At 37.6% G+C, this 24,060-nt stretch carries 22 protein-coding genes; 4 read left to right on the plus strand and 18 right to left on the minus strand.

All coding sequences use genetic code 11. From position 1 onward, the window contains the following. Positions 1–8 precede the first annotated feature (8 nt). The 13 genes from RBQ60_RS09405 to RBQ60_RS09465 all read right to left on the minus strand — a co-directional run bounded on the left by RBQ60_RS09405 (position 9) and on the right by RBQ60_RS09465 (position 14,974). Positions 9–671, minus strand: coding sequence for a methionine ABC transporter permease (locus tag RBQ60_RS09405; protein WP_307883430.1), 663 nt, complete (start codon positions 669–671; stop codon positions 9–11). After that, entirely contained in the window at positions 661–1,677 is a 1,017-nt protein-coding gene (locus RBQ60_RS09410) for a methionine ABC transporter ATP-binding protein (protein ID WP_307883431.1), read from the minus strand. Before RBQ60_RS09410 ends, RBQ60_RS09405 begins: the two co-directional genes overlap by 11 nt. A gap of 61 nt (positions 1,678–1,738) precedes the next feature. After that, positions 1,739–2,581 carry a MetQ/NlpA family ABC transporter substrate-binding protein gene (locus RBQ60_RS09415; RefSeq protein WP_307883432.1) on the minus strand — a complete coding sequence of 281 codons (843 nt, stop codon included), beginning with the start codon at positions 2,579–2,581 and terminating at the stop codon, positions 1,739–1,741. Positions 2,582–2,938: 357 nt separating this feature from the next. Continuing rightward, on the minus strand, positions 2,939–3,880 hold the full coding sequence (locus tag RBQ60_RS09420) for a LysR family transcriptional regulator (RefSeq protein WP_307883433.1): 942 nt from the start codon (positions 3,878–3,880) through the stop codon (positions 2,939–2,941). Between the two features lie 148 nt (positions 3,881–4,028). Next, positions 4,029–4,940 (minus strand): PLP-dependent cysteine synthase family protein, encoded by a 912-nt coding sequence (locus tag RBQ60_RS09425; protein WP_307883434.1) that lies wholly within the window; start codon positions 4,938–4,940, stop codon positions 4,029–4,031. Between the two features lie 2 nt (positions 4,941–4,942). After that, positions 4,943–6,100 carry a trans-sulfuration enzyme family protein gene (locus RBQ60_RS09430; protein ID WP_307883435.1) on the minus strand — a complete coding sequence of 386 codons (1,158 nt, stop codon included), beginning with the start codon at positions 6,098–6,100 and terminating at the stop codon, positions 4,943–4,945. A gap of 83 nt (positions 6,101–6,183) precedes the next feature. Continuing rightward, the gene (locus RBQ60_RS09435) at positions 6,184–6,654 is read right to left on the minus strand and encodes an S-ribosylhomocysteine lyase (protein ID WP_307883436.1); all 471 of its coding nucleotides are present in this window, start codon (positions 6,652–6,654) and stop codon (positions 6,184–6,186) included. Then, on the minus strand, positions 6,651–7,556 hold the full coding sequence (locus RBQ60_RS09440) for a class I SAM-dependent methyltransferase (RefSeq protein WP_307886004.1): 906 nt from the start codon (positions 7,554–7,556) through the stop codon (positions 6,651–6,653). Before RBQ60_RS09440 ends, RBQ60_RS09435 begins: the two co-directional genes overlap by 4 nt. A 335-nt stretch (positions 7,557–7,891) precedes the next feature. After that, positions 7,892–8,821, minus strand: a complete 930-nt coding sequence (cysK, locus tag RBQ60_RS09445) for a cysteine synthase A (RefSeq protein WP_307883437.1) — start codon at positions 8,819–8,821, stop codon at positions 7,892–7,894. Positions 8,822–9,496: 675 nt separating this feature from the next. Next, a complete protein-coding gene (locus RBQ60_RS09450) occupies positions 9,497–9,868 on the minus strand; it encodes a metal-dependent transcriptional regulator (protein WP_307886005.1) in 372 nt (123 codons plus the stop codon). A 16-nt stretch (positions 9,869–9,884) separates the two neighbouring features. Then, entirely contained in the window at positions 9,885–10,496 is a 612-nt protein-coding gene (locus tag RBQ60_RS09455; protein WP_307883438.1) for a class I SAM-dependent methyltransferase, read from the minus strand. A gap of 17 nt (positions 10,497–10,513) precedes the next feature. Next, positions 10,514–14,509, minus strand: coding sequence for an acyl-CoA dehydratase activase (locus RBQ60_RS09460; protein ID WP_307883439.1), 3,996 nt, complete (start codon positions 14,507–14,509; stop codon positions 10,514–10,516). Next, a complete protein-coding gene (locus RBQ60_RS09465) occupies positions 14,510–14,974 on the minus strand; it encodes a Fur family transcriptional regulator (protein ID WP_307883440.1) in 465 nt (154 codons plus the stop codon). 149 nt (positions 14,975–15,123) lie between these two features. On the opposite strand from RBQ60_RS09465, the gene RBQ60_RS09470 reads away from it, so the two are divergent. Continuing rightward, a complete protein-coding gene (locus tag RBQ60_RS09470; RefSeq protein ID WP_307883441.1) occupies positions 15,124–15,816 on the plus strand; it encodes a Crp/Fnr family transcriptional regulator in 693 nt (230 codons plus the stop codon). Positions 15,817–15,990: 174 nt separating this feature from the next. Here RBQ60_RS09470 and RBQ60_RS09475 read toward each other — a convergent pair whose 3' ends face one another. From RBQ60_RS09475 to RBQ60_RS09490, 4 genes are all read right to left on the minus strand, one after another. Beyond that, positions 15,991–16,908 carry a hypothetical protein gene (locus RBQ60_RS09475; RefSeq protein ID WP_307883442.1) on the minus strand — a complete coding sequence of 306 codons (918 nt, stop codon included), beginning with the start codon at positions 16,906–16,908 and terminating at the stop codon, positions 15,991–15,993. Between the two features lie 216 nt (positions 16,909–17,124). Then, positions 17,125–17,604: a hypothetical protein gene (locus RBQ60_RS09480; protein WP_307883443.1), complete on the minus strand. Its 480-nt coding sequence runs from the start codon at positions 17,602–17,604 to the stop codon at positions 17,125–17,127. Positions 17,605–17,862: 258 nt separating this feature from the next. Next, positions 17,863–18,234: a hypothetical protein gene (locus RBQ60_RS09485; protein ID WP_307883444.1), complete on the minus strand. Its 372-nt coding sequence runs from the start codon at positions 18,232–18,234 to the stop codon at positions 17,863–17,865. 88 nt (positions 18,235–18,322) lie between these two features. Continuing rightward, positions 18,323–18,466 (minus strand): cyclic lactone autoinducer peptide, encoded by a 144-nt coding sequence (locus RBQ60_RS09490; RefSeq protein WP_307883445.1) that lies wholly within the window; start codon positions 18,464–18,466, stop codon positions 18,323–18,325. Between the two features lie 231 nt (positions 18,467–18,697). Between RBQ60_RS09490 and RBQ60_RS09495 the strand changes: the two genes are divergently transcribed. The 3 genes from RBQ60_RS09495 to RBQ60_RS09505 are packed head-to-tail and all read left to right on the plus strand — an operon-like array spanning position 18,698 to position 21,309. Next, positions 18,698–20,035, plus strand: a complete 1,338-nt coding sequence (locus tag RBQ60_RS09495) for a sensor histidine kinase (protein ID WP_307883446.1) — start codon at positions 18,698–18,700, stop codon at positions 20,033–20,035. 5 nt (positions 20,036–20,040) lie between these two features. After that, a complete protein-coding gene (locus RBQ60_RS09500; protein WP_307886006.1) occupies positions 20,041–20,727 on the plus strand; it encodes a LytR/AlgR family response regulator transcription factor in 687 nt (228 codons plus the stop codon). Between the two features lie 12 nt (positions 20,728–20,739). After that, the gene (locus tag RBQ60_RS09505) at positions 20,740–21,309 is read left to right on the plus strand and encodes an accessory gene regulator B family protein (RefSeq protein WP_307883447.1); all 570 of its coding nucleotides are present in this window, start codon (positions 20,740–20,742) and stop codon (positions 21,307–21,309) included. Positions 21,310–21,722: 413 nt separating this feature from the next. On the opposite strand, the gene RBQ60_RS09510 is transcribed toward RBQ60_RS09505, so the two are convergent. Continuing rightward, entirely contained in the window at positions 21,723–23,459 is a 1,737-nt protein-coding gene (locus tag RBQ60_RS09510; protein WP_307883448.1) for a methyl-accepting chemotaxis protein, read from the minus strand. Positions 23,460–24,060 lie beyond the last annotated feature (601 nt).

Here is a 24,060-nt window from a genome sequence, read left to right on the forward strand (position 1 = left end):
CATTTGTTTTAGCCACCACTTCTTTTGTTTGCTTTTCTTGCTATATAGTCACCGCAAAGCTGTATGCTTTGCACAATAACTACCAATATCACTACACAAAGCAACATGATTTTCGTTTCATACTGTTGATATCCGTACCGAACAGCAAGATCGCCGATGCCCCCTCCGCCAACAGTTCCTGCCATTGCGGAATATCCGATTAAAGATATGGTTGTTACCGTAATGCCGTTTATCAGGCCCACACGAGCCTCAGGCAGTAAAATGCTGAAAATAATCATAATGGGATGAGCACCGCACGCACTAGCCGCCTCCAACACTCCATTGTCCACTTCGGCAAAAGCAGCTTGGGACAGCCTTGCATAAAACGCAATTGCTGTAACCGTTAAGGGAACCACAACCGCCTTAGGCCCAATATTCGTTCCTACAATGGCTTTTGTAATGGGCATTAATAAAACCAGTAAAATAATAAAGGGTATAGAACGAAGAATATTTACAATGATGCCGCTTACTTCACTAAACACTGCATTTTTATAAAAAAGCTTTGTTGTGGTTACGTATAAAAGCAAACCAATGATTCCGCCAAAAAGGATAGACATGATCAAAGAATAGGCAACCATTTGTAACGTTTCCAAAAGGGCCGTAGCAAGGGCATCTTGCAGATTAAAATTCATTCGCACCCACCTCCACTCTTAGGGTTTTACTCCTAATATAGTCAATGGCATTTTCCGCATCCCTTTGCTCACCCTGCACACTTACAATCAGTGTGCCAACGGGAATATGATTGATATAATCAATTTTCCCATGCAAAATACTGATATCAACATGATTGCTTTTTATGGCATTTGAAAGGATAGGCTCTGACGCATCGCTACCCAAGTATGTTATTTTTATGATGCTTTTCTCACCAAAGCGGGCAATAATATCAGAAGGCAATTCGTAGTTTTCCGAATTGTAAATCAGCTTTTTCGTAAACTCATTTTGCGGCTTAGAAATGACATCTATGACCTTTCCATGCTCCACCACACTGCCGTCCTTCATCACTGCCACTTCATGGCAAATCATTTTAACCACATCTATTTCATGGGTAATCATAATAATCGTGATGCCATACTTCTGATTGATATTTTCCAAAAGCTTTAAAATTGAGGTAGTTGTTTCCGGATCAAGGGCGCTGGTCGCCTCATCACAAAGCAAAATATTTGCATTGTTTGCCAAGGCACGGGCAATGCCCACTCGTTGTTTTTGGCCACCGCTAAGCTTCGCTGGATATTCTTCACTCTTATCCCTAAGCCCCACCAAATCCAACAACTCATCAACCCGTTTTTTTCTTTGCCCCTTAGGCACATTCGCTGCACTTAAGGGAAATTCAATATTTTTCCGAACGGTTTTGTTTGCTGCCAAATTAAAGTGCTGAAAAATGATACCTATATTTTGTCGATATCGCCTGAGCCTTTCTCCACGAAGATGATTAATCATCTCTCCGTTTACAAAAACCTTGCCCGAGGTAGGTTGCTCCAGAAGGTTAATTGTACGTAGCAACGTGCTTTTTCCTGCCCCGCTTGCCCCTACAAGGCCATATATTTGGCCCTTCCCAATATGAAGGGTCACATTATTTACTGCATGAAGTTCTCCATTTTTTTGCGGAAAACTTACGCTTATATTTTCAAATTGAATCATCGCCATCCCCCCAATCTTTCATAAATACAATCTCCATCGCTGTTTGTCATGTCATATTCTTTTACCAACCAACAGGTTTTTGGAAAGTATAAAATTTACCTGAGGGTTCTTCTATGGTGGATTTGAATGTATCGCTTGTAGCAGCAGCCTTGATATCAGCTACAAATTGAGCATCGTTGTCCTCTGTTCTTACGGCAATTACATTGACATAGCCTTCCGCTAAAACTTCTTGATACAAAACCTCAGAAAAATCCAGACCCGCACTAATGGCGAAGTTTCCATTTATCACCCCAAGGTCTGCGCTGTCAAGAGTACGGGGCAGCTGTGCAGCTTCCATGGGGACAATTTTTAAATTATGTGGGTTTTGGTCAATATCATCAGGAATTGCCTTTGCCTTGTCAGCATCCGCCTTTAAAGTAATCAACCCAGCCGATTCCAAAACACGAAGTCCCCTTGCTTGATTTGTTTCATCATTTGGAATGGTAACCGTTGCACCATCAACCACTTCATCAAGACTTGCTGTGGTGTTTGACCAGATACCCATGCCCGCAGTGGGAACTTCCGTTACAAGGCTCAAATCAAGATTGTGCTCTGTGGAAAAGTTTTTCAGATAAATGGAATGCTGGAACAGATTCACATCAATTTCATTGTTCGCCAATGCGTTATTTGGCTGAACGTAATCACTGAATTCTATGTACTCAAATTGGTAACCCTCTGCCTCTAGTTGAGGTGCAATTGCTGTTCTCCACATTTCACTGTAAGGACCGGGGCAAAATCCAACCCGAAGAGTGGTGGGGTTCGTATTACCTGCCGTAACGGAGGCATTTTCATTTTCCTTTTTGCAACCGCCTAAAGATAAAACCAGTAGTACCAGTAAAAATATTGATATCAATTTTTTCGTCATAATAACATTCCTTTCCTATAAGTCCTAATTTTTTTAAATAAAAAAGAAGCCGTCATTTTACGGCTTCCAAGAATACATTGCTAGGTAATGTTGTGCAAAAATGTATACGGCATCATTTTTTTTGCATGCAACATCGGCCGACACAATAATCCTTGGTCCGCAACATTCGCATACACATGTTCATATCAATTCTTACTTTTGTAAATTCAGCTTTCATGATTCCCTCTCCCTTCCGTGTTTTTTTAATACAATAACACGGGTATTTCCATTTGTCTAATATCCTATAGATATAATGGGTTATAGCATAAATCTATATCATCTCAAACTCAATTGTTTTGTTTAATCACATAATTAGTGTTACTCTGCGCCTTTTTTCCCCTGATACTGCTTTAAATCTTCTTTGATTACTTGAAGAAAAAGCTTACCCATTTCACTAAGTAACATATTTTTTTTCACAATATATCCAATTTCCATTATACTATTTGGATTGTCTGCATCTGCCTCAAAAGGAATGGTAATAAAATCTGATCCGTTTAGTTCATCACTGATGATACCGGAACACAACGTATATCCGTTTAATCCAACCATCAAATTCAGCACAGTTGCACGGTCATTTGCCTTAATGGTTCGGGCATATTCATTGGTGCTGAGTATTTCCTCAGCAAAGAAAAAGGAGCTATTGTCCCCTTGCTCAAAGGAAAGACAAGGATAATTTTCAAGCTGGGAAAGCTGGATAGACTTTCTGTTTGCCAAAGGATGCCCCCTCCAAAGATAAACATAGGCATTACACTCAATGAGCTTATGAAACTCTAGGTTATGGGTTTTCAGCAGCTTTGTCATAATCTTACGGTTAAAGTCGCACAAATAAAGAATACCAATTTCACTTCTTAGGGTATCCACATCTTCAATTACCTCCAAGGTTCTTGTTTCCTTGATGGAAAACTCATACTCTGCTGTATTAAAGCATTTTACCATTTCAACAAAGGCCTGCACAACAAAGGAATAATGCTGGGTGGAGACTCCGAACTTCTTTTTTAGCTTCCCACTTCTCCCGTATTTTTCCAATAATGTTTCGTATTGATTGTAAACCTGTCGTGCATACAAAAGGAACTCCACCCCATCATTTGTAGGGGAAACGCCCTTTCCGCTGCGATGAAATATTACGATTCCTAGCTCCTTTTCCAGTTCTTTTAAGGCATTCGTTAGGGATGGCTGAGCGATGTACAACAGCTCCGCCGCTTTATTCAAAGAACCTGTTTCTGAAATCGTGATTGCGTAGTGCAATTGTTGCAGTGTCATATAAATCTCTCCTTTTTCATGTGATAACAGTCTCATAGAATCAAGATCAGTTAACTTATAATACTATGTTTTCTTTAAATAACAAATAGTAATTTTAAAATGCAGAAGGTAACCTTATCTTAAAAGCTAGACTTCTGCATTCTTTAAGTCACATATATAGATTTTTGCTAAAATATCGCTCCCCACGATCAGGCAACACAACAACGATATTCCCTTGGGCCCCCGATGCAATTAGTTTCAATGCAGCAAAAATTGCTGCACCAGAAGAAGAACCACCAAAAATCCCTTCCTTCGCCGCCAAGCGTCTTGCACCCAAAAAAGCCTCTTCATCGTTCACTTTAATTACCTGATCTACCAACGTCATATCCATGGTTTCAGCAATAAAATCGTTTCCGATTCCTTCAATATCATAATCAGCGTGTTCACCGCCCCCCATGGTAGAGCCCACAGGGTCAGCAAGAACACCAACAACATCCTCCCCCATTTCTTTCAAATAGCGAACAATGCCTGTATAGGTTCCCCCACTTCCCGCACCCGCAACAAAGTAATCTATTTTCCCGTTCAAATCTCGATATATTTCAGGACCAGTCGTTTGATAGTGGGACAAGGGATTATTAGGATTTTTAAACTGCCCAAAGGAGACGGCAGTTGGAATGGACGCTCGTATCTCCTCTGCCTTTTTTGTAGCCCCCTGCATTCCCTCCTCCCTTGGTGTACTAATTATCTCTGCACCAAGGGCTCGCATTAGTATCTGTTTTTCTATGGAAAACTTGGAAGGCACAACTAAAATCACCCTATACCCACGATTTAGTGCAGCGAAAGCAACCCCTAGACCAGTATTGCCCGCCGTTGCCTCGACAATGGTTCCCCCCGCCTTTAAAACTCCTTTTTCCTCTGCATCTGCAAGCATAAATTTCCCAATTCGGTCCTTTACGCTACCTGCCGGATTATACAGCTCCAATTTCGCAAAAAGCTGTACTCCTTCTGGCAAATCCAGATGACTTAGCTTTACGAGTGGTGTGTTTCCTATTAAATCTTGCATAGATTCGTAATAAGCCATGGCTATTTTTCACTCTCCCCAATTGCCTGCTCCAAATCGAAGAGAAGGTCTTGAATGCTTTCAATGCCAATTGACAGTCGAATTAAGGCGTCACTTATTCCGATTTCCTTTCTTTTTTCCTCAGGAATGGATGCATGGGTCATAGTGGCGGGATGGCATACAAGGCTCTCCACTCCGCCGAGGCTCTCCGCTAAAGCAATCAATTTTAACGAGGAAAAAAACTTACTAATTTTATAAGGCGCCTTTAGTTCAAAAGAAATCATCGCTCCGCCGTTTTTCCCTTGTTTTTGATTGACTTCATACCCTTGTGCGCCCTCAAGTCCAGGATAATAGACTTGCTTCACTGCCTCATGATTTTGTAAATACTTAGCTACTGCCTGGGCATTCTCCACATGACGATCCATACGAACGGCCAGAGTTTTGATCCCCCGAATCAGCAAAAAGGAATCGAAAGGTGCCAAAATCCCTCCGGTGGCATTTTGTATAAATCCAAGGCGTTCTGCTAACTCTTCTGAATTTACAACCACCAGCCCAGCAATCAGGTCGCTATGTCCACCTAGATATTTCGTGGCGCTATGTACAACAATATCAGCCCCAAGTTCAAGAGGTCTTTGTAGGTAAGGGGTCATAAAAGTATTGTCCACAATGGTTAAAATCCCATTTTCCTTTGCTATTTTTCCAATTCCCGCAATGTCTGTAACTGTCAAAAGAGGATTTGCTGGGCTTTCCAAAAGAATTGCCTTTACGTCCTTGCTTAGTTTTTGGGTCAAACTCTTTAAATCACTGGTGTCCTCAAAGGAATACTTTATCCCAAAGTTTCGGAATATTTTATCTAAAACTCGAAAAGTGCCCCCATATACATTCCTTGAGATAATCACACGATCACCCGTTTGAAATAGGCTTAAAACTGCAGTAATTGCAGCCATTCCAGAAGAAAAAGCAAAGCCAGCCTTCCCCTTTTCAAGCTCTGCAATCAACGTTTCTAATGCGTGCCTGGTGGGGTTACCAGTACGGGCATATTCCCAACCCTTATGTTTTCCTAACCCCTCCTGCTCAAAGGTTGACGTTTGGTAGATTGGCACGTTCACCGCCCCTGTAAATCTATCTCCATAAACCCCTCCGTGAATCAAAGTCGATTCAATATCTTTGTAATTAGCCATATACTCTACCTCCTATTTTATTCGGCAAATTTTAATCCAATTTGTGTGTGAAAGTTGCTTCTTAGCTGAATTTCAATAATCCTTTACATTTTACTCTCTTCATAATTCATTTTCTCTTTTGACCACCCCTCTAAAACAACGATCATATCCCTTGCCATCTCTTTGGCTCCATGCAAGTTGTGCTCTTTATAATTCCCACACTCAAAAGGCTGGCTCCCTGGGATTTCCCCTTGAAAATTTGCGATGAACACAAAGGCTTTTTTCACCAAAATGAGGGCATCCTCATGACTTAGCCTATCTCTGACAAGGAGGTAAAAGCCTGTGCGGCATCCCATCGGCCCAACATAAATGACACTTTGGGAAAATTCGCTGTTTCTGGCAAAGGTAGCAAATAAATGCTCAAAGGAGTGTATGGCTGCATTTGGCAAATAGTCACCACCATTTGGTTTTTTCATGCGGATATCATATGTTATGACATCTCCGTCCACTCTTGAAAGATACATTCCTTCTTGAAGAATATCATGATTCACTGCAAAGCTTGAAATTCTTTTCATAGGCTTTCCTCCATTCTATTGGCCAGTATCAGATGTACATTTTCATATGCTCTCTGCCCATCCATTCGGTTTGCAAAATAAGCTGCCTGAATTCTCTCTGGGTTTAAGTGTGTTTCCACAGAAAATTGATGTCGCCCAAGAGCCGCTTTTACATCCTCAAAAGCCAGCCCCTGTTTCATGGGTTCCCCAACGCTTTCCGTAGCCTGTGTCAGCAGACGGACACGTTCAACAGCATTTTGGTGAAAGGTGCTTTCATCGGGATAATCAAACACAATTTTATTTCCCGGGACAGACAAAGCCGATATCTTTTGAAGTGTTTCCTCAAATACAGGCAATGTCAAATAGTAGGTTACGCCAAGGATTGCAAAATAAGAGGGTATCTTTGGGTCAAAACCCGAATTTTTCAATATTTCTACTAGGTCATGCTTGGAGAAGTCAATAGGAACGTATTGCACATTCTTGGGAATAATCCACTCAAGGCGTTGAATTTTTTCTAATTTGTAACGCTGGGTATCTGGATGATCCAATTCAAAAATACGAATTTTTGAATTCGGGTTGCGAAAAGCGAAGGTGTCCATTCCAGCGCCACAAATCACATATTGGCATTTTCCATATTTTTGTGCAAACTTCTCCAACTCCGCCTCGGCATATGCAATGCGTGAAAGCAAAATAGGCGTCAGATAGTGATCAATTAAGGGATATGTCAGCCTTCCCGAAAAGTCTGATTGGGACACAGTTTGCGTGATGCCAAATGTATTTTGTAAAATCATGCCTACCTCTTCATACTCCTCTTTCCCCATCATGTCATAGGCAAGATAATCATCGAAAATTTTTTGTCTGGCACGGTTTGAATGGTACGCACGGGCAAAAGAGCACATTTTAGCGGTCATACTTTCTCTCATATCTATCACAATAATCACCTCTATACTTTATTTTTAAATATAAAAACTCCGCTTTCCTTTTGCCACTCAAAACTGCCGTTGTGAAAAAGATAAGCGAAGTTTTACCAATGTTTTTCTAAAATAGAAATATTATTTTCATGTTTCATGAAGGCGTAATAATATCACTGTTTTAAACCAAAGGCAACGCTTCCTCTTGTTTACAACAGCATGTATTACAAAATAGTTTGAATACAAAAAGAGCATAATAATTGCTATACCCTATTACGTTTTTGATAAAGATGATATGTATTGCCTTTTGCAGTTTCATCATAATTGCTCCTTCCTGTTTTTTTCATTCATTCTGAAAACATAGGCGTAGAGAGATAACGCTCCCCTGTATCTGGTAATATTGCAACAATGATTTTCCCTTTGTTTTCAGGGCGCTTGGCTATTTCTGTTGCAGCAAATGCAGCTGCGCCAGAAGATATTCCAACAAGCAATCCCTCTTTTTGTGCAAGTAGTCTTCCAGTCTCAAAGGCATCTTCGTTTTCCACTGCAAACACTTCATCATAAATTTCCGTGTTTAAAATTTCTGGTATAAATCCTGCCCCAATTCCTTGAATTTTATGAGGCCCAGCTATCCCCTTTGACAAAACGGGAGAGCCCACAGGCTCTACTGCAATAATCTTTATATTAGGGTTTTGGGATTTTAAATACTGGCCTGCTCCTGAAATTGTGCCACCGGTACCCACCCCAGCAACCAATATATCCACTTTGCCCTCGGTATCCCTCCAGATTTCAGGACCCGTTGTTTTTAAGTGCACCATGGGATTTGCCTCATTGGTAAATTGACTTGGAATAAAACTGTTTGGGTTTTCTTCTGATAGTTCCCTTGCCCTCTCAATTGCTCCCTTCATTCCTTTGGCACCTTCAGTCAATACAAGTTGAGCGCCATAAGCCTTTAACAAATTGCGACGTTCAAGGCTCATGGTTTCTGGCATTGTTAGGATGATTTTATACCCTTTTGCAGCAGCTACTGCAGCAAGACCAATGCCAGTATTACCGCTGGTTGGCTCAATGATGATTGAGTCCCCATTAAGCAACCCCCTTTCCTCCGCTTCATTAATCATGGCTTTAGCAATTCTGTCCTTCACACTCCCGGCAGGGTTGAAATATTCCAGCTTCCCTAAAATCGTTGCCTCTATTTTCGTCTGCTCCATGAAGTCTGTTAGTTTTAAGAGAGGGGTTTCTCCGATTAGATCTGTAATTTTATTGAAAATTCTCATATCAATTCTCCTTTTTTAGCGACTCATTACTACACTATATTTGCGTTCCCCAATTTCACCAGCGACAACATCGAGTCAAAAATCTAATTTTCATCTGTCTCCCTCTTTCAAATTGAACTATTTTATTATTACCTATTTCCCTATTGTATTTATAGGATATATTAACATAGGCATTTTTTGCTGTCAACTGTATTTTGAAATAAATGGATTTAATTTTAAATATATAATTTTAAAATATGCTGGTGTATCATTTACCTGTATCCCCCGTTGGTGATTAAACTAAAGGTATGTAAGCATATTCGAAATGATTTGTAGAAACATGATGATTAAGGCTCTTGTCATTTTGCTCTGGTTTAAGAATCATGATTCGTGAAATAAACTTTGTTTTATGTAACTACGGTGCCAATTAGGATAGAAGAAATTACTCCTTTTATACCTTGGAAACGCTTTATCCTTTTGATAACTAACGAAAAACACCTAAAATTATGACAAACTGCCCAGAAAAAAACACGAAAGCCCTCGTTTCTGAGGGCTTTGAGACATTTCTATTTGCAAGGGCTGTAACCTATTCAAAACATACGTTACTGTTTTTATATCCATTTATCATGAGATGAGCTTGGATTTATATATAAAATCCTATATATTATTTTACTAGGTCAATTGAATCGTTTTTAGTTATCTAGATTTAAGTAAATATCCTTTCAGCTTTTCTACCGTTTCACAACTGATTAAATGCTCCATCCTACAGGCATCCTCTTCGGATACTTGTCTATCTAATCCCAAAACTTCTGTTAAAAACCCTTTGATAACCAGATTACGGTTTCGTACTTCCATTGCCTTTTCCTTCCCAAAATCAGTAAGAAAAATTGCACCACCCTCGTCCTTTGTAACTAAGCCATGCTTCATAAGCCTTTTAACAGTTTGGGATACAGTTGCCTTTGTTACGTCGAACCGTTGGGAAATATTCGTAACTCTCGCCCCACCCCCCATTTCATTCAGCTCTAATATTATTTTCAAATAATTTTCCAAAGCAGGCGTAATTGTCATTTCAAGCACCAAACCTTCACTGGCTTAACACAAACATCACCATATAGTTAGGCCCCAAATCAATGAAATCTGTTTTTGAAAAGCCAAATTCGACAAAAGCTTTTTCAACCTCCTCTGGTGAAATTCTAGCTTGCATGGGTGGGCCGAAGGAACTGTTTTCTTTCTTGCATTCAATAACAGCCAGTTTCCCCCTTGGTTTCAAAATCCTCTTGATTTCAGCAAATAATCTATCTGTTTCCCTCTGAAAATCAAGCATATGAAGCACAGTGGAAATCAGGCAAACGTCCATACTGGCATCTGGTACTTCAATCTTTTTTCGTATATCCGAAACCACAGGGCGTATATTATGAATTCCCACTGCCCTAGCATCTTCACTGATTTTCTCCAGCATTTCAGGCCAAAGATCCACAGCAAATATACTACCCGACTCCCCAACTATACTGGCCGCATGCATCGAATAATCCCCCCCACCGCAACCTAAGTCCACAAACATATCCCCCTGCTTTAAATCTAACTTTTCAAAAACAAGACCCGAATCCTGCATTTGAAAGCTGCTGGGGCCCCGATGGAATCTGCCTTTTCGACAATGCTCTTGACCGTGTCTGTTGTTGCAATTCCCGCTATGCAATGATCTCCCCTCCTAATTTACAGATAGTAAATAAATGAGTCAACCTTAATCAGATCATTCTCATTTTTGTTCCCGTCAAAAGTTAGATTTAAAACTGGCCTTGTATTCTCCTCTTCAAACCCCTTTTGAAGCATACCCAACACAATTCCAGTGTTTTCGTAAATTGATGCGGCTGTGATTACGCCATCAATTTTATGGGATGCACAAAGTTGCTTTCCCTGTCTGTATCTTCCATGAGCTCCAGAAAAATAGCCTAATGTTTTGTCCCCAATTCGTACAAGCTCATTTATATCTTTTTCATAAGGACTCCAGTTGGACAGGGCTTTAGAAATAGTCAAAATACTACTTTTAAGTTCTTTCAGTCTTTGCTCCATGAGTGTAGATTGGGCATTTTTATTTTGATTTGCATAATCCCACCACATCATCCATATTGCTTCTGCGAAGGGGCTATATAGAATACGATATCCTTTCTTTTCAAGCTCTTTGAATATCTCATTATTTAAAAGCTCATCAAACAAAATATTGATTTCCCCCACAGCCAGTATGGTTTTTTCAAAGCAATCTCCCTTTAACTCCGTTGCAATTGATGCTGCAAGGGCTTTTAGCTGTTCCAAGTGGAACTGGTTATGCTTGATCAGTTCCATCACTGCTTTTAAATACATTTCCCTTGAATTTTGAGGAGCGCACCAAATTATATCTCCTGCAAGGAATGTCAAACAGGTTTCCTCAAATCTTTTGTTGTCCTGACAAAGAACATCTTCCCAATACGGCGACACAATATCCACCTTCTCAAACCCTTCTTCATCAAGCTTCGTGCGAAGCAGCCGACTATACTGTCCATCTGTTTCTGTCCCCTCGTTTTGAGGAATCAGGAAAGCACATTGATTTACTTCCTCTTTATCCAAATTCTTAAGCACCGTAAATACATTTCCCAATAAAGCTGTAAGGGAAAAATACTCTTCTGTGATTGTGAATTTCCGTCCCGTTTCTATGGAGACTTTGCTAGATGGTGGAAGTGTTTTTGCAATAATTCCCCTTTGCCGTAAAACTTCCTGAAAAATAGTAGAATAAGGGTATAGATATGGTAAATATACAGTTTTTCTTTCTTTCAGATCTTCAAGGCTAACCATAATATTTGTTTCCTTATGGGCAATACTGTCTTGATAAGTCTGCATCGTAAGAGCAGGTTTTATCTCAATATTTTTCAAGCTATTGATAAAAGCCTCTACACGGGTGATAATGCCAACCCCCGAAGAATGCTCATCAATTTCAATATGCAAGTAAGGCTTTCCCTGCATTTCCTCTCTAAAGTAGTGGGAGAAAATAGAGTCTGGCCCGCATCCATGATGGGTGAGGAAGATTGCATATAAATTGGGATGCTCGCGTATCAGTTGAGCAGGCTCCAAAATATGCTGTCCAAAGGGCCAAAACATATTGGGATGCTCTTTTGAACTATCCCCTTCTGGCAAATCATAAAAGGGTAATACCTTATACCCCATTCCTGCAAGCTTCTCAGGGATGGCCATATTTAGAACAGGATCCGCCACACCATAAATTTTTGAAACAAGCACGAAAGCGATTTCATCAGGCTTTAGCTGACTTTCAACTATTTTGCTATTTTCCTCCATACGATCTTCAAAACGAAGGGCTGCTTCTAAGCCTTTTTCCACAGCTACTCTAGTCTGTTGGGGCGATTTTCCAAGCTGTTCTCCAATCTTTAAAAAGCTTTGCATGATGGATTCCTTACCCATATGAAATGTTATCGAGGGCGAAAGGAGGACAATCCCCTTTTTATCTAGCTCCATGGCTCGGTTCATAACCTTAAAGGCAAGCTGCATAAAAGCACACCCGTAATTTTTTCGACTTTGGGAGCCAGGATGGTCTACCGTTACTAAGTCGGGAAAAAAAATATAATCAACCTTTTTCTTCATCAGCGAAGCAACATGACCAGTAATTAATTTGATGGGGTAGCAGGTTTCATCCATAGCATATTCCTGTCCAAGGGTTATGACGCTTTCGTCAGTAGGCTCTGACAAAATCACATTTAAATCAAGCTCTTTGAAAAATCCATGAAACATAGAAAACATTCCGTAGGTAAACAATGCTCTTGGAATCCCTACAGTTTTTTTGTTGGAAATTTCAGGTTTATAATCAAAAAATACCATTTTTTCAACACTTTCGTTAAACTCATTTTCTTTTTCACGCCGTTTATTTTTTGCCAAGCTTTCCGTTGGCAAAACATCGGTGGAAAAATCAAAGCCTTTAAAGGTGGTTCCCTTCCCACTCACTTCCTCCATGGCCAAAACTGCAACACCATAAGCTCCTGTCACACTGAAAAATGGAGGAACGATTATTTCCTTTCCAGTAATTGCTTTGAATGCGTTAATTACACCTTGGTTATACGCAAGTCCCCCTTGGAAAAAGATTTTGTTTCCAATTTTCTTCTGACCCACAACTCTGTCAAGGTAGTTTTTCACTATGGAATAGCATAAGCCAGAAACAATATCCTCAAGCTTTGCACCTTTTGCTAAGCACGAGGCAATGCTTGATTCAATAAAAACTGTACACCTTTCCCCAAGGCTAATGGGAGCCTCGCTACCAAGGGCAATCTGGCCGAAACTCTCAATGGGAATGTCGAACTTCTTTGCCTGCTCCTCAATAAAAGAGCCAGTGCCTGCGGCACAAATTTTATTCATTTGGAAATCTACAACTCCCCCATTCTCAATGCTGATGAATTTGGAGTCCTGTCCACCGATTTCAAAAATAGTATCAACCTCACCGTCCATTTGTACTGCTGCCTTTGCCTGTGCCGTAATTTCATCCTTAATAACGTCGGCACCGATCATTTTCCCAATGAGGTATCTACCAGAGCCCGTTGTGCCTGCACCAATCATTCTAATTCTTTCACCGAATTCTTCCTTTATTTGCTGAAGACCTTTTTGGACGGCATTCACGGGATTCCCCTTTGTTCTTAGGTATTTGAATGAGATTATTTCACTGTTTGTATTGATTAGTACAAGATTTGTACTAGTGGAACCAATATCAATACCAAGGTAACAGTCAATCGATTCTGTTTCCTTGCAAATATCCTTGCAGACATGCTTGTTTGCACTGTCGGCGACTCCATATGCAGACAGCTTCGGAAGAATAATCCCATCCTCCTGACTCATGCTTTCGTCACCACCTTCAGACAAAGAAATCAGCTTTTCCATATTTATGGTTAAGCCTTCCTTCCTTGAAATTACTGCCGCACCAAATGCACCCACGCCTCCCAAATTCTGGGGGAAAATCAACTCCCCCTGGGAAAGTGCCAATACGTCTTTGAATGCAGTAAGAATTGCTCCATTATAGGCAACACCCCCAGAAAAAAGAATGGGCTTCGTCACTGGAAGCTTTTTCATGACCGTCCCTTTGTAGTTTCTAACAAGGGCATACGCCAACCCCAACAGAATATCCTCAGCTGGGACGCCCTCTTGTTGATGATGGGTGATATCTGTTTTGGCAAATACACTGCAACGCCCTGCAATTCTGGGAATAGATTTTGCTTTCTTCGCCAGTTTTGAATAATCCGTAAGCTTTAAATTCAGTCTGGACATTTGTTCCTCAAGAAAGGAGCCTGTTCCTGATGAACAATTAGAATTCATGGAGATTTCAATTCGTGATTTGTCTTTCTCACTGAGCCCTGTAATAAACCGCGCGCTTTCCCCGCCAATATCAATGATTGAACCCACTTCTTTATTTTCAGCCATGGCACCTTCAATAACCGCTGTTACGTCATTGACAGCCTTAATTTCACTGTCTGCCCTTAAAAATTTGGTACCATTGCCTGTTACGGCACCGAATATAATTTCCTCTAGATTATAAGCATCAACCACTTCTTTCAAAATGATTAAGAGAGTGCTCTTGATGCGCCCCCTATGCATTTGGTACCTGCTGAACCTAATGCTATTTCCTTCATCCGTTAAAATGACCTTAACAGATGAATAACCAATATCAATACCAATGCTGTACATTTATTTCCCTCCTCTTTCATTATTTTCCTCGCCTGCACATTTTTTGCATATTCCAAAGAACTGTACATTATGGTCTTTTACAGTGAAGCCTTTTTCCATGAACAACTTTTCCTCTAAATTCCCCAGCATATCCTTCTCCACATCAAGTACATCACCGCAATTCTCACAAACAAGATGATGATGCTGGTGCTTTTCCTTAGAATCCTTGACCTGAAATCGCATGCAGTTGTCCTCCAGCAATATATGATGTACCAGACCAAGGGTATCAAGCAACTGCAATGTACGGTAAACGGTTGCCAGCCCTATTCTCGGATGGTTTTTTTTAACCTCGTCATATATCTCTTCTGTACACAAATGCCTATTCTTTTCATCATAAATCATATCCAGTATTGCCTGGCGCTGTGCTGTCAGCTTATAACCATAAGAATGAAGAATTTTTTCAAAATCTTTTGTATCAAGGTCCAAGGCATAATCACCTCCAAGCTAAGAAATTAATCGGGCTTCATTTTAAAAATGATTATCATTTACATTTGCATTTTTATTATAGTATAATAAAACCAGAGAAACCTGTATCTCAGGATACACAATTTTTAAATTTATAAAGGGAGGTTAAAATGAATCCTAGACTTACTGCAATTCAAAAGTGTACGTTATTTAAGAATAAAAGCTTTGATGAAATTCAAGCTCTCTTTTCAAAAATTAATTTTAAGGAAGAAGATGTAGCCGAAAATGAAATCATCTTTTCCCCCATCCAAATTGCTGATAGAATAGGAATTATACTCTCAGGAGCAGTGGATGTGCAGAAGATTTTCCCAAACGGCAAGGTAGTTATTATTGAACGAAAAAAGGTTCCTGATGTTGTTGGAGAATCCTCTATTTTTTCAAAATATCAATACTACCCTGACAACATATGTGCTTGTAAACCTACAAAAGTTCTTTTTATAACAAAATCTGATTTACTGCGGCTTTTTGCCCTTGACAACCAACTCATGCTTAATTTTCTTGAACTAACTTCAAATTCTACACTGATGTTGAAGCATAAAATCGGAATATTATCTCTAGATTCCATCAAAGAAAAGATCGCTGGATTTTTGGTTCATTACCTTTTGTACGAAAGTCAGACTAAAGATTCAAATATCGTCACACTTCCCTTCTCAAAAAAAGCCTGGGCGGAATACATGGATGTCTCAAGAACTTCTCTTTCCAGGGAATTGCGAAAGCTTGAAGTTGAAGGTATACTGTCTTTTCATAAAAGAATCATTACTGTGAGGGATATTCATCGCTTAAGCAAAATCCTTTCATTATAATTAAATAAAAGCAAGACGAGAACTCATTATAAGGTAGCGTTCTCGCCTTGCTTTTTTATTATTTTTAATAGGGTAGTCACTTAAAATTTAAGCACTCCTCATGATTTTCAAAACTTGAATCAGATTATCCTAGCTATTTTAACTGAGATAATCAATAAATTCTTCTTCTCTGGATTATTTTTCATCAACTACCACTATAGGTTTATATACCGGTTTTATTTTTAAAGTATCAAACAGTTGTTTTACTCGTTGACTAACTAATACCAAAGATTGTTGGCAGTGCTTACCCGCATTTACTTCATAGGAAAGATTGAAGTCTTGAAAATAGTCCAAAGAAGCTTTATCATAATATGGCGGAAAAAACTTCAATCGCCCTTTTTTGTTGCAAACCAAACAATCATCTTCATCAATAATATAAGGCATTTTTTCAGAAAGTGGAGGCATAGTATGATTAATTATCATTTGAAAGCATTTTATTTCTTTATCTTTTTTTCCTACATGTATCACTGGTTCTAGGGAATATCCCGTCAAGCCTTGCTCTTTAAATATATTTGCAAGTCTTTCTGTGATTATAATAGCATGACTTCCATTATAAAAATTAGCAGGTATCTCTAGAAATAACTTTTTCTTCATTTGTGTTGTGTTCCAATATAAATTAGAAATTTGCTTATATCCAACCGTTCGACATTTGGGACAAGTATATATTTTTTCATATTTCGTTCCAAATTCACTTGGGAATTTAATATTTGTTGCGTAAAAATTATAATGTGTTGCCATGGCAAGTAACGGCGCCTGCTCCATTTCTTTTTTTGTATATTTAATGTCTAATCTAAAAACGACTTGCTCTTTTAATCCTAAACCTTCCATTATTTTCATAAATTCGTAATATTTTTCACTTTGGTATTCGAAAATAAAATCATAGAAGACATAGTCATGATCCAGAGTAGGTTTTTCAGGAATTTTTTCTAAAGCAACATTATTCACCTCAAATGTATAATCAATTTTTTCTTTAAATTCAACATAATTTTTAAAGCTATTATATTTATTGAGGTCGAATTTTAGCTTAAGTGAACCTAAATATAATACTTCCATAAATACTCCCCTTTCAATTTAAAATGTAGATTTTGTTGTGAAATAATTGATCATTCAGAAACTAATTTCTTTTTCTCCCGATAGATAAAACCTCCACACTGCGTAATTTTAATTACATCAGTTTGGAGGTTAAAATAAGTCCCAGCCCACTCCCCTCATACCAAAGCTAATCCTTAAAGACTAATTTATTAAATAACATATCTAATGCAGAAATACTTAGCCATCTTCACTGTTTTTTAGATACTTCTTTGCTAGACGTTCATATTCTTTATAAACGTCATCTTTTACATAGGCAGTAATTGACGTATTCCAATCAGAAAAAAATATTGCCCGTTGGTTTGGACGCAATTCATCATCACAAATATTGAATGTTTTACGAGTATTTCCTTGAATTACTTCAAGCTCATAGTCATTGAAACCATAAAGTCTGTTTTCTAATGCAGTAGGGTCAATCTTTGGGTTCATATACTTTATAGAAGATATGATTTTCAAAAAAGATTCATAATCAGCTTGCTCTATTTGTATATGTGGGTCTTTTTCATGGCCAAGGCCGGTTTGATAAATATAAACAGTAACATCTGTTCTAGGAAAACTATCTAATCCATGTATTTGTTGATGGTTTGAGTAGAAATAATAAACCAAGCAAACGCATACAATAATCAAACTTCCTAAAAGAACTTTTAAATTTCTTTTCATCTAGTTACCTCATAGTCACAGTTTCTCTCTATTTAAAAATCATGCCATTAAAACAATGTCTGTAGCAGTGGAATATTTAAAATTTCCCAGTGCATCCATAATTTCAGCTGCAAAAACTGAATTTTTTGCAAAGCCGCAAAAGAATCATATGCCATTATTTCATTTTTCATAGAAAGAAAAGGATTCTTAATTAATTATATTGCAAGCTTGATCTAATAACAAAAGCAAGGCGTTGATCAACACCTTGCTACTGAGACACTAATTTCCAATATTATAATAATTAGTTACCGTTCCATCTGAATATGCTCTACCGGAGCCTACACCTGATTTTGTTACACTTAGTTTTGGACTAAAACCTATAGATAATGTACTTGAGATATTAATGGTTATATTCATATCAAGTGTTTTATGTCCATATCCAGCGCCTAAATTTACATATTGAATATTACTCTTAGATGAAACTATTTCTTTTTTAGACATTGGCACAGAGAAATCCACCCTGTTTTCATGAGCTACAAACCTAACTCTCCTGCCTTGACCCGAGGTATACCGACCTGCAGATAATACATAATATTGGGCGTTACCTCTTTTTGTTTCAGGCGCTAAGTCGATGTTATCCCATATAATCAACGCTTCCTCAGGCAACAAGGACATAATCTGTTTCTAATACAACTTATCCAAACCATCATTCAAATGAATTAACCCCATTAATTCTTACCTATCTTTTTAATCTTTCCGGAACTTTCGGTTCGTACAATTTACCATGGCACATCATGATTGCAAACATGGACGCAGTAGCACAAAGCATCTGGGCCGATAATTTGACACTTCCACTTCTCAAAAATTCTTTCATTCTTTTCATAATAATTACCTCCCGTTTAATTAATAGCTTTTTTCTTGAAATACTTACTGAAACACTTACTACTCGTCCCTCCTTTCAAAAAAATAGTATCAATAAACCTTACCAAATTCTAGTAGTAGGTCGTGAAATAGCCTTTTTAGGTCGTGAAATAGCAATTTTTATAATTGTATGTCTAATTTTATCATGCTATGATGTATTAGGTATGTTAAAACCATATTTTAGGAGGATATAATGTCAATTATATGGATTGGTTGGGAACTATTTATAAATGTTGTTGAAATAGGAATGTTTTGTTATCTATTAACAAAAATGATTGGATACGAAAAGGATAAAGCCTTAAGACTTTATCTTGGCCTAGCTCTCCTTATACTTTTTACTACCGTACTAAATATTACAATTCGTAATACAAACATCGTTATTTTCCTACTTTTCGTTGCCGATATTATTTTTGCTACAGTATGTTTTAAATCTAATTTAAGTTCCCGTTTTTTATGGGGGTGTTCTGCATCTATTATTGCAATTGTTTCAAATACAATTGTTTTTTATTTCGCATCAATCTTTACGAGCTACGACTTAAATACACTGCTAAGTTCATCATTTATAAGAGTTCAGATGACACTAATTTATTTAGTCGTTTGTTCAGTTTTTTATTCTACTATAATTCACATAAAGTCAAAAAAGCCCATTACATTACCACTACTATTTCGAGTTGCCTTATTTTTGTTGATATCATTGGGAATCATTGCATCTGATAAGATTCTTGACCTTTCCATATTCATTAGTAATATTACTTATATAAAAAATGAGGCATCACACACACTTGCTTTTATTGGAATCGTCTACTTATCTGTTTTATTAGGCTGTATTGTCTTGTTTGAAGTATTAGGAGTTTACTATCAAAAAAACTCTGAGCTTTCTATGCAGTTACGAGAAGCAGGCTTACTACAAAATCACTTTAAACATATTAAGGCATCCATGAAAACCCTGAGCCAATGGAAACACGACTATCACCATCACACACAAGTAATGGGAATCCTAGCAGAAAATGAACATAATTCTGAATTAAAAAAATATTTAGCACAGCTTAATGCTAATTTTACAGACTTAACATCTATGGTTTCTACAGGGCATCCTACTTTAGATGCCATTCTTTCTAGTAAAATCCTTATTGCAAAATCCCACGGCATTACTGTGGAACAAACTATTTTTCTTCCCGAAAAATTTTCTATTTCACAAACAGATTTATGTATCATCTTAGGCAATTTATTGGATAATGCCACAGAAGCTTGCAGTCAACCAGACTTAAAACAGCCTCCTTATATAAATATTACAATGAAAATACATAAGGGTATGCTTTATATTAAAGTTCTAAACAGTTCGAATGGTATATATCTTTTTGATAAGAAAACTCTTCTTAGCACAAAAAAACAACCAGGCCATGGCTATGGTTGTAAAAATATAAATGAAATGATCGAAAGCTATGGTGGGTTTTACAATTATGAACCCCAAGATAATTCCTTTGCAGCCACTGTAATGATTCCTTTACCAAAGGAGGAGGAAGAACCTTGAATATTGTGATCGCTATGATTGAAGACGAATCTATTTTTGCCGAACAATTAAAGGAAATGCTAACGCATTGGGCAAAGCAAGTGAATTGTACCGTTTCTTTGGACTATTTTGAAAATGCAAACGCTTTCATAAAAATAAATTTTAATGTCTATGATGTTGCTTTTTTAGATATTCAATTAGATGGAACAATGGATGGATTATGCCTCGCTCAGTATATGCGAAAAAATAACTATCGAGGTTCTATCATATTTTTAACTAGTTTTAAAGAGTATGTTTTTCAGGGATATGATGTACAAGCTCTACATTATTTATTAAAACCCGTAAAGGAAAATGATATTAAAAAGTGCATGAATATGGTTTATCAATTGGCCAAAGAAAATAATTATATATTTCAATACAACAATGAAACCATAAAAATCCCATATCATAAGATTCTTTATTTTTCCAGTGCAAATCATTACATAGACATCTATACGTTGGAGGCTACATATTCTCATAAAGCAAAATTAACTGATACAATAAGTCACCTACCCTATGATTTTTCCCAGTGTCACCGTTCTATTCTGGTGAATATGAACCACGTGGAAAAAATTGTGAAAAACGAGCTTTTTCTTTCTAATGGCAACAAATTACCAATTAGTAGTACCTACCTTGATCATGTAAGAAAAACTTTTTTAGACACCATTTTATGAGGAGAAAGAGTCATGATAATTAAAATTGCAAAGTCATGGGCAGATTGGCTCGTGGCGAATGGAGCAAGTTCAGACGACTACGAAATTTATGCCTATGGCGCAGAATGTATGCTAAATGAACTGATTTCCGATATATTGCTAATCGTCACCGCATTGATGTTCCACAAAACCTTTGAAATGATTCTATGGATGTTGTTTTTTACACCACTGCGTATTCATCTTGGTGGAATGCATGCATCATCTCATTTAAAATGCATACTATCCTCCATTTTACTATCTTATTTATGTATCTTTACATACCTTTTTGTCATGGATTCCCCAACAATAATGGGACTTATTTTAGCATTAAGTATTTTTATCGTATACAAAATTGCTCCCGTAGTACATCCGAATCACCCAGTATCAGAAAGCAGAATGATAAAAATGAGAACAAGGACATTCATAATTATTTTTATTGAAATACTAATTACATGCATTTCATTTATTTATTTTTCAAAAATAGTTTCAGGTATGGCAACGGTATCAATTTTTTCCGTTTGCATTCTTGCTTTGTTCGGAAAATTTCGTTCCTATAATCATTAAGAATTTAACGCAACAATGCTTATGTCATATCTTTTCTGCAGCCTAATCAAGCAGCTTCTTCTTGCCACACTGTCTTTTTTGATTTGTCATAGAATGCGAAACCAGTATTAAAAACTCAATTGGCTTAATTTTAAATGGGTCACGGTTAAACCCGTTTATTAAAGCCATATAATTTTATGGAATATAAAAGGCTAAGTTTCGGTTCATTCGTTGACCTACAACTTAGCCTTAATACAATGATATTTTATTCATAGATTATATCATCGACATTTTTTGTATAGACGAGATTTCTCCATTTCCACAAAAAAATCCAGAACTAAAACACTTAAACTTCATTTTTCACCTTGTTGCCACAAACTGCCACCTGGATTAGAAGGAGAGATTGAATAGCTACTTGATAAGGCAATACTACTCTAACTTTCCACTTGGAATTTAGAGATTGATGTAAACACCTTATTTACAGATTCTTTAATTAATTGTGTCTCCGCCGTCATCTTTTTTGTATTCTCTGTTGTAGATACAATTTTATTCACAATATCGCTAACGCCCGCATTGGCTTGAGAACTTGAATCTGCCAAAGAAGCAACTGCATTACCGATATCCTCCACAGACGCCATTAATTGTTCCGATGTCGTCCCTAAAGTTGTTACAATATTATTAATCAAGGTAGCATCATTTTTATATTGGTTCCCCGCCTGCAGCATTCCCTCATAATCATTTGCAACCTGACTTGTAATAAATTCAGTTAACTCTTTTGAACTCCCTCTTAATGAATCTACAGAAGTAACTACCAATTGTGCAACTGATTGGATTTCGTTTACTGTTTTATCAATCATTTCACTTAATCTTCTTATTTCCTGTGCAACTGCAGCGAAACCCTTTCCTTCCACACCTGCTTTTGCCGCTTCAATTGAGGCATTAAAAGCTAGCATCTTTGTTTGTGAAGAAATTTTCAAGACAGAAGCCGCCAGATTGGTAATTTCGGTAACCTTTTTAGATTCTTCAATGGCTAAAGATATGTTTTCGACCACATCTTTCTGTGTGGATTCCATTGTTTTGGTTGATTGCTCTGCTTCTGCACTTATCGTTTCCGCCCTTGTTTCAATTTCGTTAGAAATCGTTTCGCCATCTTCAGCCTTTTGCAAAACTACTTCAATTGCGCTTTCCATCTCTGTTGACGCCTGTTGCATTTGTCTCGTTTCGTGAAAGGATAATTCGATTTCTTTTGATAATTTTTGGGTCACAGATGAAACATCCGTCATGTTCTCTTCAATGCTGGCAATACTTAATGCCGCAATTTCAGATTGTAATTTAATTTGTTCCACTTCATTTCTAACTTCAAAAATAGTTTCTTTAAAGGATGATATAACCATATTTACAATTTGATTTATTGAGCCAATTTCGTCTTTCCCTAAATCTAGTTTGTCGCCACTTAAATCAAGTTGAGCAATTTTCTTCAATTGTTCATTTAGCTGACGAACCCTTCTTTTGATATCAATAATAATTACAGCGGAAATTAGTAGCGTACTAACCAATGCGATTATGGAATCTCGGATGATTAAATTCACAATAGTATCTGTCTCATCTGATAACTCTTTTGACTTATCATCAGTATAGGTTCCAAGCATTGTACAAAGGTCATTCAAATTATCTCTTGCCACTTCAAAAAACTCATTATCTACACTGGGATTATATGCAGCAATAGGTTTTTCAAGGCGTTTCACCCACTCGGCCATATTTCCGTCATACATAACAAGTATCATTTCATAGTCGTTACCCGTCTCTTCACCTTTGTAATTAATAAGTTCTTCTCCATATCTAAAAACAATTGCTTTTGTAGCTTCAACCCGTTCAGTAGCATCTACAATATTTTTCTCCACTAATTTCGTACCTTCTTCAAACTCATCATCATTATTTGCTGCCTTTTTCAGTAGTTGCCCCGTCAGTGCTTGATACATGTCCTTATCTGCATCTAAAAGCAAAGTTTGTGCTTCGAATAACTCATCATTTAACTCCTGTATGAATTTTTTATTCTTCCTTAACTCACCGACTGCACTAAAGGTAATATAGCATGATGTTAAAATTGGTACTATTAATAGAACCAGAAGTTTGATCCACAATTTTATATTCCTAACAAATCGTAATTTCATTTTCTTCTCCCCTTGTAAATTCTACGTGAAGTATTCTTGGATGTAATTGAATTGTATAAAACTAGCAAAAAAAGCATTCGTTCATACAATTACTCATAGATTAAGCTAATACATCTGCTTCAGTTTGTTTCGTATTATTTGCATGTCAGTTCTAACCGAACTTTTTTTGTTGATTCAGTATTCATTACCTTTAAGACCTCCAAAAATTGAAACACAATTATCTGTACCACAATCTTATGGGCGGCACATAGATTCTAAAAGTCGTAAACGACTGATACTGCGTCATCCTTACCACCACCATTCTTTAACCTCCGCCGGAGTAACAGACTTTTCCCATCCCCAAATCACAAAAAGCGTTTGCACTTTACCCCCTCGTCGGCGATTTTTACCCTTTCATGCCGTGATTGCATCACACTGAAAGATAGGGCATTTTCTCTGACAGACTTATCCCTGCGTACAACCCCATCAACACGGAATGTGCTTTCTATTAAAATCAGTGCATTGGCTTGTAACACTGCAACAAGGCTAACCTAACCCATTTAAGGCTTTAATCGGAAATGGACACTATGTAGAGACATAAGAAAGTGGGCTAGTCTGCCTT

It is taken from the genome of Anaerotignum sp. MB30-C6, from assembly GCF_030908465.1.
In the GTDB taxonomy this organism is placed as follows: domain Bacteria; phylum Bacillota; class Clostridia; order Lachnospirales; family Anaerotignaceae; genus Chakrabartyella.